This window comes from Microbacterium deminutum, from assembly GCF_039530205.1.
GTDB lineage: Bacteria > Actinomycetota > Actinomycetes > Actinomycetales > Microbacteriaceae > Microbacterium > Microbacterium deminutum.
In genome coordinates this window covers 949,298-962,143 of record NZ_BAAAOG010000001.1, presented here as the reverse complement: position 1 = coordinate 962,143, position 12,846 = coordinate 949,298, and the positions used below count along the sequence as shown (strand labels likewise).

General features: G+C 64.4%; 14 protein-coding genes. 2 read left to right on the top strand and 12 right to left on the bottom strand.

Going from position 1 to position 12,846, the window contains the following annotated elements:
- Positions 1 to 37 precede the first annotated feature (37 nt).
- The gene (locus tag ABD212_RS04295) at positions 38 to 1,708 is read left to right on the top strand and encodes a GspE/PulE family protein (protein WP_344091523.1); all 1,671 of its coding nucleotides are present in this window, start codon (positions 38 to 40) and stop codon (positions 1,706 to 1,708) included.
- 121 nt (positions 1,709 to 1,829) lie between these two features.
- On the opposite strand, the gene ABD212_RS04290 is transcribed toward ABD212_RS04295, so the two are convergent.
- From ABD212_RS04290 to ABD212_RS04235, 12 genes are all read right to left on the bottom strand, one after another.
- A complete protein-coding gene (locus ABD212_RS04290) occupies positions 1,830 to 3,065 on the bottom strand; it encodes a type II secretion system F family protein (protein ID WP_344091520.1) in 1,236 nt (411 codons plus the stop codon).
- Between the two features lies 1 nt (position 3,066).
- On the bottom strand, positions 3,067 to 4,206 hold the full coding sequence (locus ABD212_RS04285; protein WP_344091518.1) for a type IV pilus twitching motility protein PilT: 1,140 nt from the start codon (positions 4,204 to 4,206) through the stop codon (positions 3,067 to 3,069).
- Between the two features lie 3 nt (positions 4,207 to 4,209).
- Positions 4,210 to 4,893, bottom strand: a complete 684-nt coding sequence (locus ABD212_RS04280) for a hypothetical protein (RefSeq protein WP_344091516.1) — start codon at positions 4,891 to 4,893, stop codon at positions 4,210 to 4,212.
- Complete coding sequence (locus tag ABD212_RS04275) at positions 4,893 to 5,540, bottom strand: hypothetical protein (protein ID WP_344091513.1); 648 nt, start codon at positions 5,538 to 5,540, stop codon at positions 4,893 to 4,895. The genes ABD212_RS04280 and ABD212_RS04275 overlap by 1 nt, the downstream gene beginning before the upstream one ends.
- On the bottom strand, positions 5,537 to 6,559 hold the full coding sequence (gene pilM / locus ABD212_RS04270) for a type IV pilus biogenesis protein PilM (RefSeq protein WP_344091511.1): 1,023 nt from the start codon (positions 6,557 to 6,559) through the stop codon (positions 5,537 to 5,539). The genes ABD212_RS04275 and pilM overlap by 4 nt, the downstream gene beginning before the upstream one ends.
- A gap of 51 nt (positions 6,560 to 6,610) precedes the next feature.
- On the bottom strand, positions 6,611 to 7,468 hold the full coding sequence (locus ABD212_RS04265) for a prepilin peptidase (RefSeq protein WP_344091509.1): 858 nt from the start codon (positions 7,466 to 7,468) through the stop codon (positions 6,611 to 6,613).
- Entirely contained in the window at positions 7,468 to 9,009 is a 1,542-nt protein-coding gene (locus tag ABD212_RS04260; RefSeq protein ID WP_344091507.1) for a polymer-forming cytoskeletal protein, read from the bottom strand. The genes ABD212_RS04265 and ABD212_RS04260 overlap by 1 nt, the downstream gene beginning before the upstream one ends.
- The gene (locus ABD212_RS04255) at positions 9,000 to 9,521 is read right to left on the bottom strand and encodes a pilus assembly FimT family protein (protein WP_344091505.1); all 522 of its coding nucleotides are present in this window, start codon (positions 9,519 to 9,521) and stop codon (positions 9,000 to 9,002) included. Before ABD212_RS04255 ends, ABD212_RS04260 begins: the two co-directional genes overlap by 10 nt.
- Positions 9,518 to 9,895: a type IV pilus modification PilV family protein gene (locus ABD212_RS04250; protein WP_344091502.1), complete on the bottom strand. Its 378-nt coding sequence runs from the start codon at positions 9,893 to 9,895 to the stop codon at positions 9,518 to 9,520. Before ABD212_RS04250 ends, ABD212_RS04255 begins: the two co-directional genes overlap by 4 nt.
- A gap of 81 nt (positions 9,896 to 9,976) precedes the next feature.
- Positions 9,977 to 10,399 carry a type II secretion system protein gene (locus ABD212_RS04245; RefSeq protein ID WP_344091500.1) on the bottom strand — a complete coding sequence of 141 codons (423 nt, stop codon included), beginning with the start codon at positions 10,397 to 10,399 and terminating at the stop codon, positions 9,977 to 9,979.
- Between the two features lie 408 nt (positions 10,400 to 10,807).
- Positions 10,808 to 11,107 (bottom strand): DUF1905 domain-containing protein, encoded by a 300-nt coding sequence (locus tag ABD212_RS04240; protein WP_344091497.1) that lies wholly within the window; start codon positions 11,105 to 11,107, stop codon positions 10,808 to 10,810.
- Positions 11,108 to 11,185: 78 nt separating this feature from the next.
- On the bottom strand, positions 11,186 to 11,608 hold the full coding sequence (locus ABD212_RS04235) for an SRPBCC family protein (RefSeq protein WP_344091495.1): 423 nt from the start codon (positions 11,606 to 11,608) through the stop codon (positions 11,186 to 11,188).
- Positions 11,609 to 11,872: 264 nt separating this feature from the next.
- Between ABD212_RS04235 and ABD212_RS04230 the strand changes: the two genes are divergently transcribed.
- Positions 11,873 to 12,808 (top strand): NADP-dependent oxidoreductase, encoded by a 936-nt coding sequence (locus ABD212_RS04230; protein ID WP_344091493.1) that lies wholly within the window; start codon positions 11,873 to 11,875, stop codon positions 12,806 to 12,808.
- Positions 12,809 to 12,846: the final 38 nt, after the last annotated feature.

The following is a 12,846-nucleotide window of genomic DNA, read 5'->3' as shown; positions in this document are numbered from 1 at the left end:
AGCGCCACGTAGTATGTCAGGGGGAATAGGGGATGCCGTGAGAGGACTCGCACAGACGCTTGTGCTCACTGGGGCCGTGCGTGCCGCTGACATGTCGGCCGCGCTCGCTCGGGTCGGCGAGGGACCCGAGCTTCAGCGCCTGCTCGTGAGTCAGAACCTGACGTCGGAGGCCCAGATCGCCGAAGCCATCGCGCTGCAGACCGGCCATCGCTACTACGACATGAGCGAGATCGACATCGCGCCGGACCTGCTGGCACTCGTCCCCGGAGCGCTGTGCCGCAAGTACCAGCTCATCCCACTCGACCTGATGCGTGGCAAGGTCGTCCTCGGGATGCTGGATCCCACCGACATCATCGCGATCGACGACGTGACGAGCCTTACGGATCTGCAGGTGGAGTCGGTCGTCGTCGCCGCCGATGCACTCCACAACGCTTTCGAGCGGTTCCTCCGCTCTGATGAAGAACTCAGCGACCTCTCCGAGCAGATGGGTGAATCGGCGACGAGCACCGCCGGCGTGACGTTCACCGAGACTCTCGAGGAACAGGATGCCGACGCCCCCGTCGTCCGTTTCGTCAACCTGCTCATCACCCAGGCGATCAACGACCGAGCGAGCGACATCCACATCGAACCGGGAGAGCACCAGCTGACTGTCCGCTACCGGATCGACGGAGTGCTGCACGAGATGCAGAAGGCGGATCGCGGCATCCAGGACGGCGTCATCTCGCGCCTCAAGATCATGTCGGCGATCGACATCGCGGAGCGGCGCCGACCGCAGGACGGCCGTCTCTCGGTCACTCACGAGGGCCGTCAGATCGATCTTCGCGTCGCGACCCTGCCGACGGTGTGGGGCGAGAAGATCGTCATGCGCATCCTCGACAACTCCGGCCAGGTCATGGCGATGAGCGATCTGCGGTTCTCTTCGATCAACGAGCAGCGATTCCGTGAGGCGATCAGCCGCCCCCACGGGATGATCCTCGCGACCGGGCCGACGGGTTCGGGCAAGTCGACGACTCTCTACACCGCGCTGCGCACGGTGGCCAACCCGCGGATCAATGTCATCACCGTCGAGGACCCGGTGGAGTACCGGATCGCCGGCGTGAACCAGGTGCAGGTGAACAACCGTGCGGGCCTCACGTTCGCTGCAGCCCTGCGGTCGATCCTCCGCAGCGACCCCGACGTCGTCCTCGTCGGCGAGATCCGTGATCAGGAGACCGCGGTCATCTCCATCGAGGCCGCACTCACAGGCCACCTGGTTCTCTCGACACTCCACACCAACGATGCTCCTTCGGCCTTGACGCGCCTGACCGAGATCGGCACCGAGCCTTTCCTGGTCGCGACTGCGCTGTCCGCCGTGGTCGCTCAGCGTCTCGCGCGGCGCCTATGTCTGCGGTGCCGCTCGGCCTATACCGAGCCCGAAGGAGTGCTTGAGGCCCTGAACTTCCCGCACGACCCCAGCGATCCGCCGCAGCTGTACAACGCTGTCGGGTGCCAGGCGTGCTCTGGCACGGGGTATCGAGGCCGTATCGGCCTCCACGAGGTCATGATGATGAGCGACGAGATCGAACAGCTCGTCGTTGCCCGCGCGACGGGTACCGCCATGCGGCAGCTGGCTCTCCAACAGGGCATGGTTGCACTGCGTGACGACGGCTGGAGCAAGGTCGCCCAGGGTCTCACGACGATCGAAGAGGTTCTTCGCGTCGCTGTGTAGCCTCGGTCCCTGAGCGGGCGAAGCGAGACGAAGCAGGACACCGGCCCCGGTGGCACAAGCCTCACCGGGGCGGCGCTTCGACACCCGGGCCCGATGGGACGGGACCGGATCTCGTGCTTGACTACTGCTTCGCGATCTCCCCATACAGCGTGAAGATCGGCAGGTAGAGCGAGATCACCATTCCGCCGATGATCACACCCAGCCCGACGATCAGCACCGGCTCGATCGTCGACGACAGCTGCGAGGTTGCAGTCTCGACCTCGTCCTCATAGAAGTCGGCGATGCTCGCGAGCATTTCTGTCAGAGTGCCCGACTCTTCACCCACTGACACCATCTGAGGCACCATGGGTGGGAAGACGCCCGCCTTCGCGAGCGGCGCCGCGAAGGACTTCCCCTGCCGGATCGACTCCTGCACCTCGAGGATCGCCTGTTCGATCTTCCAGTTGTTCGATGCCTGCCCAACGATTCCGAGCGCCTGGATGATCGGAACGCCGGCGTTGAGCATCATCGACAGATTCCGGCTGAAACGGGCAACCGCCATCTTTGTGGCCAGCGGGCCGAAGATCGGCAACTTCAATCTGATCGGATCGACTACCCGACGGACGCGCTCTGTATGACGATTTCGCACCCACCAAGTCCACGCCACCAAGACGATGAGGATGAGCAGCGGCAGCATCCACACCATGTTGTTCGAGATCGTCACGAGGATCTGCGTGGGTAGCGGAAGTTGCGAGCCGAGGCTCGCGAACATGTTTGCAAAGACCGGCACGACGAAGGTGACCATCCCGAGCACACCGATGATCGCGATGATGAGGACAATGACGGGGTAGGTGGTCGCCGCGCGGATCTTGTTATGAAGCTCGGCCTCCTTGCGGTAATTCTCCGCGACCGAGCCCAGTGCGGCACCGAGGAAGCCGCCTGTCTCGCCGACGCGCACGATGCTGAGCATGAGCGGCGGAAAGACCTGCGGGTGGAGGGCGAGCGCAGCCGAGAACGAGGATCCGGCTTCGACGTCGGCCTGAACCGAAATCAGGGCCGGCTGGAGCTTCTTGTCTTCCGTCTGCTCGATCAAGATCGAAAGCGTACGCATCAGCGGCAGGCCCGCATTGATAAGCCCCGCCATCTGTTTGCTGAAGATCGCCAGTGACTTGGACGAAACGTGCTTCGTCGCACCCGGAAGCTTGACGTCCATGCGGAGGCCGGTCTTCGAGAGTGCCTTGACCTCGAGCGGAGTCAGACCTTGCGCGCGCAACTTGCCGGTGACTGCCGACTCGGTCGCCGCCTCAATCGTTCCCTTGACGACCGATCCTCCGCGCGGATCTACGGCGCGATACGAATACTCCTGGATCACAGGCATGTCACGCCCTCGCCCTCTGGCCGAGCCACTCGCCCGCATGCTGACTCCACGCCTCAACGTCCAGGTCCCGCGGGCGAACGCGGACGTGGTCAAGCGACGAGGGGTCGACGGCAAACGCTTTCGCGACATTCTGGGCGATCATCCCTTCCTCGACAAGGCGTTTAAGATCCTGGTCGAGCGTGTGCATCCCGACGCTTGCCCCCGCCTGCATCGCGGAATACAGCTGCGCAACCTGACCTTCGCGGATCATGTTCGCCACTGCCGGTGTGTTGATGAGCACCTCGGTCGCGATCGTCCGGCCGTCGGTCTGAGACAGCGGCATCAGCGTCTGGCTGATGATGCCTTGGAGCGTGTCGCCGAGCTGTGTTCGAATCTGCGCCTGCTGGTCTGCGGGAAACACGTCGACGATGCGGTTCACGCTCTTTGCGGCTCCCTGGGTGTGCAGCGTTGATAGCACGAGGTGGCCAGTCTCAGCCGCCGAGAGCGCCGTGCGGATGGACTCGGGGTCACGAAGTTCACCGATCAGGATGACGTCGGGGTCTTGGCGCAGCACGCGGCGCAGCGCTTCTGAGAACGAGTGCGTATCAGTCCCGACTTCACGCTGGTGGATGAGCGCTCTCTTGCTCTCGTGGCGAAACTCGATCGGGTCTTCGATCGTGATCACGTGAGCGGGCATCAACCCGTTGATGATGTCGATCATCGCGGTGAGCGTCGTCGACTTCCCGGATCCGGTCGGGCCGGTGAGCAGCACGAGTCCACGGGGTTTGAGGGCGAGGTCGTACGCGATTGCCGGTGCGCCGAGCTCCTCGAGAGTGTAGACACGGTCGGGGATGAACCGGAGCGCTACCGCTACAGACCCGAGCTGGCGGAAGATGTTCACCCGAAAATGCCCGAGTCCCTCTGCTGAGTGCGCGAGGTCGACCTCGTGACGCTCCTCGAACTCGGTTCGCTGATCCGACGACATGAGCTCCAAAGCTGCGGCCTCCACCCACGCAAGCGGCAGGGGCTTCGCGTAATCGGGAATCGAGACCAGGTCACCGTCGACGCGCATCAGTGGTGGGGCGTCGGCTGTCAGATGCACATCTGACGCACGCAGACGAGCGGCGCGCGCGAGCAGGGCATCCAATGATGAGTCGGACATGGCTCAGCTTTCCGGAAGTACGAACGTCAGTGCGGCGACGGTGACATCCCAGCCGGTCGCCGTCGGTGTCACTGTCGTCTGTATGGGACTCAGAAGTCGGGGGCCAGCGCGGAGTGCGTCGAGGAACCGGACAGTGCTGTCGAGCTCGGTGGCGACCACACTGATCGTGAAATCCACCTGCTCTCTGCGGTCGCCGGCAGCGGCGGGAGCGTCCGAAGACGGCTGAGCCGCCGAAGCGGCCCCCCCACCCTTCGTCGACGCCCCACTCGTCGTCTTGGTGCCGTCGCTGAGCGGAACGGCGGGGGCCACGCTCGTGTCCCCAATCGGGAGGGGCTCGGTGCGGGCTGCGAATGCGGCATTCTCTCCCGCGGCGATGGACTCCACCGAGACTCCTGATGCTGCGGCCGCTGATGCGACGAGTTCGAAGACGTCATCGAGCCGGTTGGTCGCCGGGATCTCAGTCCGCAAGGCAGCGACCGATGCCTTGACCTCGTCAATTCGTTGGTTCTCGGTCTGCAGGGAGTCCACCTGCGATTGATAGAGCTCATTCGTGTGTGCGACGACAGCAGATTGGGCGCCGGTAGCGATCGACTGAACAAAAACGGGCACTGCTACCAGCGCGATCGCCAGTGCGAGGATGCCGACACAGACGACGACACCGAGCACGTTGATGAGTTGCTTGGGCATCAATGAGCCCCTTCCGAGAACGCGCCCGAGTAGATCGACTGATCGAATGAGATACTGAGTTCGTATGTGTACGAACCGACCGCCTGTTGGCTGCTGGAAACGAGGCGCCCATCGACGTGCGAGACTCCAGGTAGCTGCCGGAACCTGCGGACCGTCGGTGCGATGTCGATTGCGTTCGGACTTGAGAGCGTCAGTGTCCCGACAAGTCCCACTCCGGAGGCGGATTCGCCGGGTTGTGGGATGCCGCCCGTCACGAGATCGAAGCCCGTCAACCGAACATCGGCGGGCAGTCCGCTCGCGAGCGAGTTGATCACCGGGGCCCACACGAAGTCCGACCCCATGGCCTCCGCGCGGAAAGCACCGAGTTCCTGTTCAGTGGCGAGTGCGCCGCTGACGTCCGAAAGGCCCGCCAGCTCCGTGAGCAATGTATTCGTGCGTGCTTGTTCAGCCGCGAGGCCTTGATCGGCGACCCATTTGAGTCCGAAAACGCCCAGAACGACGAGGAAGGCGACGACAACGGTTGCGACGATGCCCCATAGCCATGCGCGGACGACACGATCCCGTGCCCGGCGCTCGGTCTCCAAGCGCGGCATCAGGTTGACCCGCGGAATCCCCGATCGGGTCAAGGTTGGTGCGGCGACGCTCATCTACTTCCCTCCCCAAGGAGAACTCCTGCGGTAGCCACGGCGTTGAGGGCAAGCTCATCCGGCAGGGCGCCTTTTCCGAGCCGAACCAGCTGATCCAGGCGGACTGGCTGCGCAGGAACGTCGAGCGATCGATCGAGCGTCTCGGCGACGCCTGCGGCTGCATACCCGGCCCCGCTCACCCAGACGGTCGAGATCACCGGCGCCGCCGGTCGCGCAGAGAAGAATGCCAACGTGCTGCGCAACCGCGCAGCGAGGTCGGTTACCGCCGGTTGGCTGGTACCGCTCCTCAGCGATGCACGGGTTCCACCTGGTCGGGGCGGAACGGACTCGAGCATCGCCTCCAGCTCCAGTTCAGGAGTCGCATACGCGGGGTCTTCTCGACGAACAGCCGTAGTGGCGATGTCGACCGGGATGATTCGAACGAAATGCGGTATCCCGTTCGTCGCTACGACGACGTGCGATGTGTGGTCCCCTAGGTGGATCATCGCGACCGTCTCGTCCGGCGCAGCCACGCGCTTGGCGACGCGGGCGAGCCCGAAGGGCACGAGGTCGACGGCGTCGACCTGCAGCTTCGCTTTGCCGAGCGTCGAGATCATCTCCTCGATCGTCTCCGAGACCGCCGCGACGAGCAGTCCACTGACCTGATCGCCCTCCTGCGCGACCGGGTAGAAGTCGAGCACGGCCTGTGCCACCGGAACAGGCAGCAGATCCTGCACTTGGAACGGGAGCGCCTCGCGCAAGAGGTCTGGGCTAAGCGCCTGGGTGGTGTACTCCCGGACCAGAATTCGCCGACTGCCCACTCCCAGCGTGACGCGTCGCCCCTTGATGCCCGCCGAAGCCCAGAGTTGACGCAACGCGAGCGCGACAGCATCCGAATCGATCACCTCGGAGTCTTTTGCCGCAGCGCGCGGCAACGGGATCTCCCCAGCCGCGATCAATGAAGGCGAGCGTCCGGTCGTCAATTCGACGGCGCGCACACTCTCCTCCGTTATCTCGAGTCCCACGAGCGTCTTCGCCATGGTCTCACCTATCCCTTCCCCAACATCACCGCGGCGGCTGCGCCGCTCCCATCACACGGTGAAAAACAGCCCTGTATACCAGCGGGCGATTGTTTCGCCCATCAAGATTCCGGTCCACGCCCCAGCGAGTATCCATGGGCCGAACGGGATGGCCGTTTTTCGGCCCGCCTGCCTCAAAGCGATGAGCGCTATACCGAAGATGCCGCCCCACAGGAAAGCTGCGAACGCACCGACCACCAGCGCGGCCCACCCCAGGTATCCGAGATAGAGACCGACAACGCCGGAGAGCTTTACGTCACCTCCACCCATTCCGCCCGGGCGAATGAGCCTCACTATGAAGTAGAAGGTGTACAACGCCACCATGCCAACCCCGCCGCGCACCAACGCCGCCCAGTCACCGCTGAGTAGGGAGGCGAGCGTGAGCAGGATGCCTCCGACCAGGTAACTCGGCAGCACAATCGCATTTGGCAGCCTGTGGGTGTCGAGATCGAGGAGCGTCAACACGATGCTGATCGCTGCGAAGTACAGGTACGCCGAGATCAAGACCGCCAACGACCATTGATCAGTCCGCGCCGAGGAGCCGTCCCGGAGCGGCGCTGAGCCCATCGAAGCGACGATGAGGACCCACCAAGTCACGCCTGCGAACGCAACGCCCGTGAGCGCCTCGACGATCGGGTACCGCACCGAGATTCCCGTGCCACAGCTTGCGCACGTTCCTCGCAGCGCTAGCCAGGAGACCACCGGAATGTTCTGCCAGGGCCTCACCGGCGCGTCGCAATGTGGGCAGCGACTCTCGCGCAGGAGTGAAACGCCCACCGGAACGCGGTACGCGACGACGTTGAGGAATGACCCGACGATCATGCCGAGTAGCCCCCCGACGACGACGAGGCCGCCGAGTACGGGATTCACTATTGCTCCGTCTGAGAGATGAGGACAGGCGGTTGCACTGTGGGTGTAGCGGATCCGCTGCCAGGCGTTGACGCGTTGATCTTGCATCCGAGGTCGAGCATCGGCGCCCACGCCATCGGCTGGCAGGTGAAGTCGGGATGGACCCAATGGGGATTTCCATCGTTGTTGGAGTAGAACTGCCCGTTGAACACAAGGCCGTTCTGCGAGCTCTGCTTCAACCCGCACGGGCTGTAGAAGAGCAGACGGGCTTTTACCGTGTTGGGTAACGACAAGCTGTCACTCGCGGAGCCCGCGCCACAATTGGGGGCTGAGTTGCCCTGCACCTGGTCGCCGTGGATGAAGAACAGCTGCGGCTGCGGAGTCAGAGTCGAGTTGAGGTTGCTCGCTACGTTCACCGACATCGTCGATCCCGGTGCCACAAGGAACACGACGTCCTGCCTGACGTTCGCCGCTCCCCCAGAGAGCTTGATCGTGACCGGTCCGGTGCACCCCGTGTAATCGACGCCGGCGCGCGTGTACGGGGCAGAGAGCGTCTGCGTCGCTGCAGTCATCACATCGGCGCCGTTGCACGGACCGGTTTGCCACTTCACGTCGGACCCCCACGAGGCTCGGGCGAGCGGAAGATCGACCCAGGTGGTCATCATGTAGACGGTGGCAAGATCCGGCACGAAGACCGCGGGATTCGGAGTCGCGTTCGACTTCACCATTCCCAAGACGGTGCCCGCCGCGACCGTCGCCGCCCCTGCGGCCCTCGCGTCCCCGTTGATCGTGCCTTTGGTGACTGAGATGGTCGCATTCGACAGCAGGCTCCCATCGACCTGGGCCTTGTTCGATGTCACGCTGATCATCCCGTTTGCCACAACGTTGCCCTTGATGGTGACACCAGCGCCGTTGCCGATGCTCACACTTCCAAGTGCGTAGACATCGCCGTTGATCGTGCAGTCGGCGCTGAGGTCGACGCTGCCCTTGGTTACCCAGAGGTCCCCGTCGATCACGGAGTGGCTGTTGCAGCTGTAGTTTCCGTCGCGGATGACAAGGTCGCCGGTGTAGGTCGACTGGGTCGCGAGAAACTCACCCGAGAAGTAGGCCATCGTCCCGCCCGGTTGATTGGTGTACGTGACCGGGCGCTGGTACACGGACGTGATGGTCGCCGTCGATCCATCCGGCCCTGTACCTGTCGATGAAATAACGAGCGTGTTGCTGACTGTGGTGCTCGGGCATACCGAGCTAACGTGGCCGGCGTCCACGCCAGTCTGCGCCGAAGCGCTGTACAAAGGCGGCTGCGTGGCATTTGTGTTCGAGGCTGTGAGGCTGCAGGTGCCGGCTAGGACTTTCGCCAGCACCGCGTCGCGGCCCGATTCCGCGGCGATGAACGCCTGCGTCCCGCTCGTGTTTCGGGAGTTCGACTGGATCGTGAAGATCACTGTCGAGGCGATCATTCCGACCGCGAGGAAGCCCACCAGCATGATCCCGATCACGGCTACGAGCGCGACGCCTTCGTCGCGGCCGTTTCGTGCCCTAAGTCTGCGGATCACCAACATGGTGCCATCGTCCCTTCCGCTGCATTGCGCATGTTCGCATCTCCTGTGAAGTGGACCGGCGCTGAGTCGCTGGTCGAGTCGAATGTGTAGGTCACTCCGGTCGAGTCGATCGGCTCGAAGAATGGAGTTGTTCCGGACTGTGCGATCCGGTCCTGCCAGATGGGCCATACCGAAGACGTCACAGGGCTGGTGCTGACGATCATGCGTGCACCGCTGGCAGAGAGAGCGAATGCCTGGCACTCCCGGCTTCCTGTCAGAGAGGTTCGGACTTGGAGCGTGGACCCGTCGGGCGAGATCGTGAACGCGACAGCATTTCGCATCGCGCGCTCGATCTCGGAGCTGACTAGCTGACCGCGCATCGTCGCGCGGGTCTGCGAGGACACGCTCGCCTGCGCTGTCCAAGTGTTTACGAAAATGGTGACGAATACCGCTGAAAAGATCCCGAGGAGAACGAGGTAGACCAGGAGCTCGATGAAGGTGATGCCGGCATCGTCGTTCTGGTGAGCGCTCATGGGACATACACCAATGCCGAGACGGTCGCCAGGGTGGCGCTGCCACGCTTAGCGACCAGGCTGACCGAGGCCGCGGACCCAGAAGCACATCCGCTCAGAGTTCCCGTGGTGGCATACGGCAGACCGTCGCCCGCACTAAAGCTGTGTGGAGCAATGATCGCGGGCAGGCTGCTGCAGGATGGTGACTGTCGCGCATCTTCAATGAGCGCGTTGAGTTGACGTGTCGCGGTCGCGACGGTCGCCTGCTCCGACGAGAATCTAATGCCACTCCACAACACGGGCAGGATCGCGGCTGCGATCACGGCGAGCAGAACCATCGCGATGATCACCTCGACGAGACCGAAGCCTTCACCATCCGTGTCACGGCACCTCATCCGTCCGTCTCCCATCGGCTGATTTCTCAGGCGGGCATGGCATCAGGGCCGGGGTTTCCCGGCCCTGATGCTTTGCGATTGTTACGGGCAGCCGGGGCCCGCGACGGCGGCGGTGATGGTCGGCGCGCCCTTTGCCGGCCAGGTCGTCGGTGCGGTGGCTCCGGTGTATGCGCCGACGCAGACGTTGGAGACGTTAGTCCCGCTGTTGAGTACCGTCTTGATGCTGCCGGAACCACCGGAGGCCGCAGCCGCCGCCGGGGTTACAGTGGGGTCATTGGCTGCGAAGGCCGCCGCGGCTGCGGTTGCCCCGTTCGAGGCGGCTGCTTGCACAGCGTTCTTCGAAGCCTGGTCCTGGATGTTGACGAAGATCGGCACGGCAATCGCGACAAGGATGCCCAGGATCACGACGACGATGATGAGCTCGATCAGCGAGAAGCCGGACTCGCCGGTCTCCTCACGACGCTGCTTCGCAGCGTCGAGGTAGTTCTTGATGGATGCACGCATGTGCTGTCTCCCCAAAGGTTGTGATTGAACAGGTCAGCTCTGACTTGTCCTGCAGGTGCTACTGAATCCCCAGATCCCCTAGTTCTCCCCAGAGCTAGGTGCAGAAACGTGCATGCACGGTTCCTCTCCCGCAGAGAAGCATGAGTGTTCTCTCATATCGGAGTCAAACCGATTTCGCGGGGTTGGCTCAGGAAATCCTCAGGATGAGTTTTGTCGGCCCCAAAGCATGTACACCTTGCGTCGTCGCTAAGGTCAGAAAAGCTATTCCGACCAGGTCGTTTTGCTCATGTCGGGGCGTTCGACGTTCGAAGGAGATCCTTGCTCTCCACTATCGTGAATGGAGATCGCCGTCAAACGAGCAGCCTTCGAGCCGACGTCCAAGCGTCCCTGATCTGCGCGGGATCGGCCCTACCCGTCGAGAACCTCGAGCCTCACAACCACCGGACCGCCATCGACGAGGTGCTCGGCATCCCGCACCGCCTTCTTCAGCGGTAGCACGTACGAGCCGCTCGCCGACGCGGGGAAGATCGAGGTCCGCCACTCGGACCCACCTACACGCGCGCACACGCGCACCGAGCCGAAGCCGCGGTAGGGGCGCGGGATCTCACGGATGTCCCCGCTCAGCTCGAGAGGGACATCTGTGAAGAACCATGCCGCGTCCTCGCGGGCGGCCCAGCGGTAGACCTCTCCGGTGAACTCGAACTGCATGGGGCTTACGGTAGCGCGATGGCTCGGGGCGTTTCGTCTCGCTTCGCTCGCTCAACGACCGGGGATGCCGGGACGCGGCTACCCGCGGGGAGGGAGGCCGTGGCGGGCGATCAGGCGCTGCAGGCAGCTCGACCAGCCCTCGACGTGGTTCTCGCGCTCTTCCGCCGAGACGAAGCCGGCGTGCCGCACGATCACGCGGGTCGCGTCATCCGCCGCCGGCTCTAGGGCGATCTCGACGTCGGTCGCGTGCTCCTCCCCCGCCCAGCGCCACTGGAGGCGCAGCGCGCGCGGCGCGTCGATCGCGAGCACGGTGGCTTCGACGGCGAGATCCGCCACCGCCGAACGGACCTCCCAGCGACCCTGCGGTTCCAGTTCGACGAGCGCCTCGGTCTCGAAGCGCGGTGGCCAATACCATTCGGCGAGGCATGCGGCATCCGTGAAGTCGACCCAGACGGTATCGAGGGATGCCGCGACCAGCGCCTCTTCGGTCAGCTCATGCATGCTCGCAACGGTAGTCCGGACGTCGGAGCACGGGGAGGTTGCGTGCGGGTTCGGTGCGTTTCGTCTCGCTTCGCTCGCTCAATGACCAACGGGGCGGCGTGTTACCGCTTCCTTCATGCCGTTGCGGACATGAAATGGCCGGGGGGAACATTGAGACTGGCTGCAGGTCTTGCGCCGGGAAACCGAGGGGTATAAGTGTGGGCTGACGCGGCGTCCGCTCACACCTCGCACCCGCCTGGACGGACGCCCAGAGAGCAGCCCGATATGAAGGCATACGTTGTTCCATCGGCGGGTGAAGCACCCGCCATCCTCGACGTCGACATCCCCGAACCTGAGCCTGGAGAGGTGCGCGTTCGCGTGTCGGCGGCATCCGTCAACGGCTTCGACCTCGCGGTGGCCGCGGGATACATGGCCGGATACTTCGAGCATCGCTACCCGCTCGTGCTCGGCCGCGAGTTCGCCGGAGTGGTCGACGCACTCGGGGAGGGCGTCGAGGGGGTGGTCATCGGGGACCGGGTCATCGGCGTGGTCTCGAAGCCACACCTTCAGGAGGGCGCCTTCGCCGAGTACACGACGGCGATCGTCGAAAGCGGAGTGGCGCTCGCGCCCGATTCGCTGTCGGATGCCGCAGCCGCCAGCCTCGCCCACACCGGCTCGACGGCCCTCGTGATACTGGACACCCTCGGCGACATCGCGGGCAAGACGCTGCTCATCGTCGGCGCCACCGGCGGAGTCGGCACGCTGCTCGTGCAGCTCACCGCAGCCGCCGGTGCCACGGTGATCGCGACGGGCCGCACCGACGAAGGGCGCGCACTGTTGCGCGAGCTCGGCGCCGCGCACGCGGTCGACTACGCCGATCTCGAAGAAGAGGTGCGCGCGATCGCGCCCGAGGGCGTCGACGCGGCCGTGCATCTCATCGGGGACGTCGGCCAGGTCGGCAGCCTCGTGCGCGACGGCGGCCGGCTGGTGTCGCCGGTGGCGTACGCGTTCGAGGGGCCGGATGCCGAGCGCATCCGGTTCGCGACGATAGCCGGATACTCCACCGGCGACGGGCTGCGAAAGCTCGCCGACCTCGTCGACCAGGGCGCGCTGCGGGTGATCGTCGACCGCGAGAAGAGCCTGGACGACACGGAAGCCGCCTTCGCCGAGTACGCCGCAGATCACAAGATCGGCAACATCGTCGTGATCGTCGGCGGGTAGTCGGCGGCAGGCGCGCGGGCCTTCGGGCGGGTGCGATG

What these genes read in the sequence shown, in the direction of transcription:
- ABD212_RS04240 (WP_344091497.1), bottom strand. Translation starts at nt 11,107, where the DNA reads ATGCAGTTCGAGTTCACCGGAGAGGTCTACCGCTGGGCCGCCCGCGAG.
- ABD212_RS04230 (WP_344091493.1), top strand. Translation starts at nt 11,873, where the DNA reads ATGAAGGCATACGTTGTTCCATCGGCGGGTGAAGCACCCGCCATCCTC.
- ABD212_RS04250 (WP_344091502.1), bottom strand. Translation starts at nt 9,895, where the DNA reads ATGAGGTGCCGTGACACGGATGGTGAAGGCTTCGGTCTCGTCGAGGTG.
- ABD212_RS04245 (WP_344091500.1), bottom strand. Translation starts at nt 10,399, where the DNA reads ATGCGTGCATCCATCAAGAACTACCTCGACGCTGCGAAGCAGCGTCGT.
- pilM (WP_344091511.1), bottom strand. Translation starts at nt 6,559, where the DNA reads ATGGCGAAGACGCTCGTGGGACTCGAGATAACGGAGGAGAGTGTGCGC.
- ABD212_RS04275 (WP_344091513.1), bottom strand. Translation starts at nt 5,540, where the DNA reads ATGAGCGTCGCCGCACCAACCTTGACCCGATCGGGGATTCCGCGGGTC.
- ABD212_RS04280 (WP_344091516.1), bottom strand. Translation starts at nt 4,893, where the DNA reads ATGCCCAAGCAACTCATCAACGTGCTCGGTGTCGTCGTCTGTGTCGGC.
- ABD212_RS04290 (WP_344091520.1), bottom strand. Translation starts at nt 3,065, where the DNA reads ATGCCTGTGATCCAGGAGTATTCGTATCGCGCCGTAGATCCGCGCGGA.
- ABD212_RS04255 (WP_344091505.1), bottom strand. Translation starts at nt 9,521, where the DNA reads ATGAGCGCTCACCAGAACGACGATGCCGGCATCACCTTCATCGAGCTC.
- ABD212_RS04260 (WP_344091507.1), bottom strand. Translation starts at nt 9,009, where the DNA reads ATGTTGGTGATCCGCAGACTTAGGGCACGAAACGGCCGCGACGAAGGC.
- ABD212_RS04235 (WP_344091495.1), bottom strand. Translation starts at nt 11,608, where the DNA reads ATGCATGAGCTGACCGAAGAGGCGCTGGTCGCGGCATCCCTCGATACC.
- ABD212_RS04285 (WP_344091518.1), bottom strand. Translation starts at nt 4,206, where the DNA reads ATGTCCGACTCATCATTGGATGCCCTGCTCGCGCGCGCCGCTCGTCTG.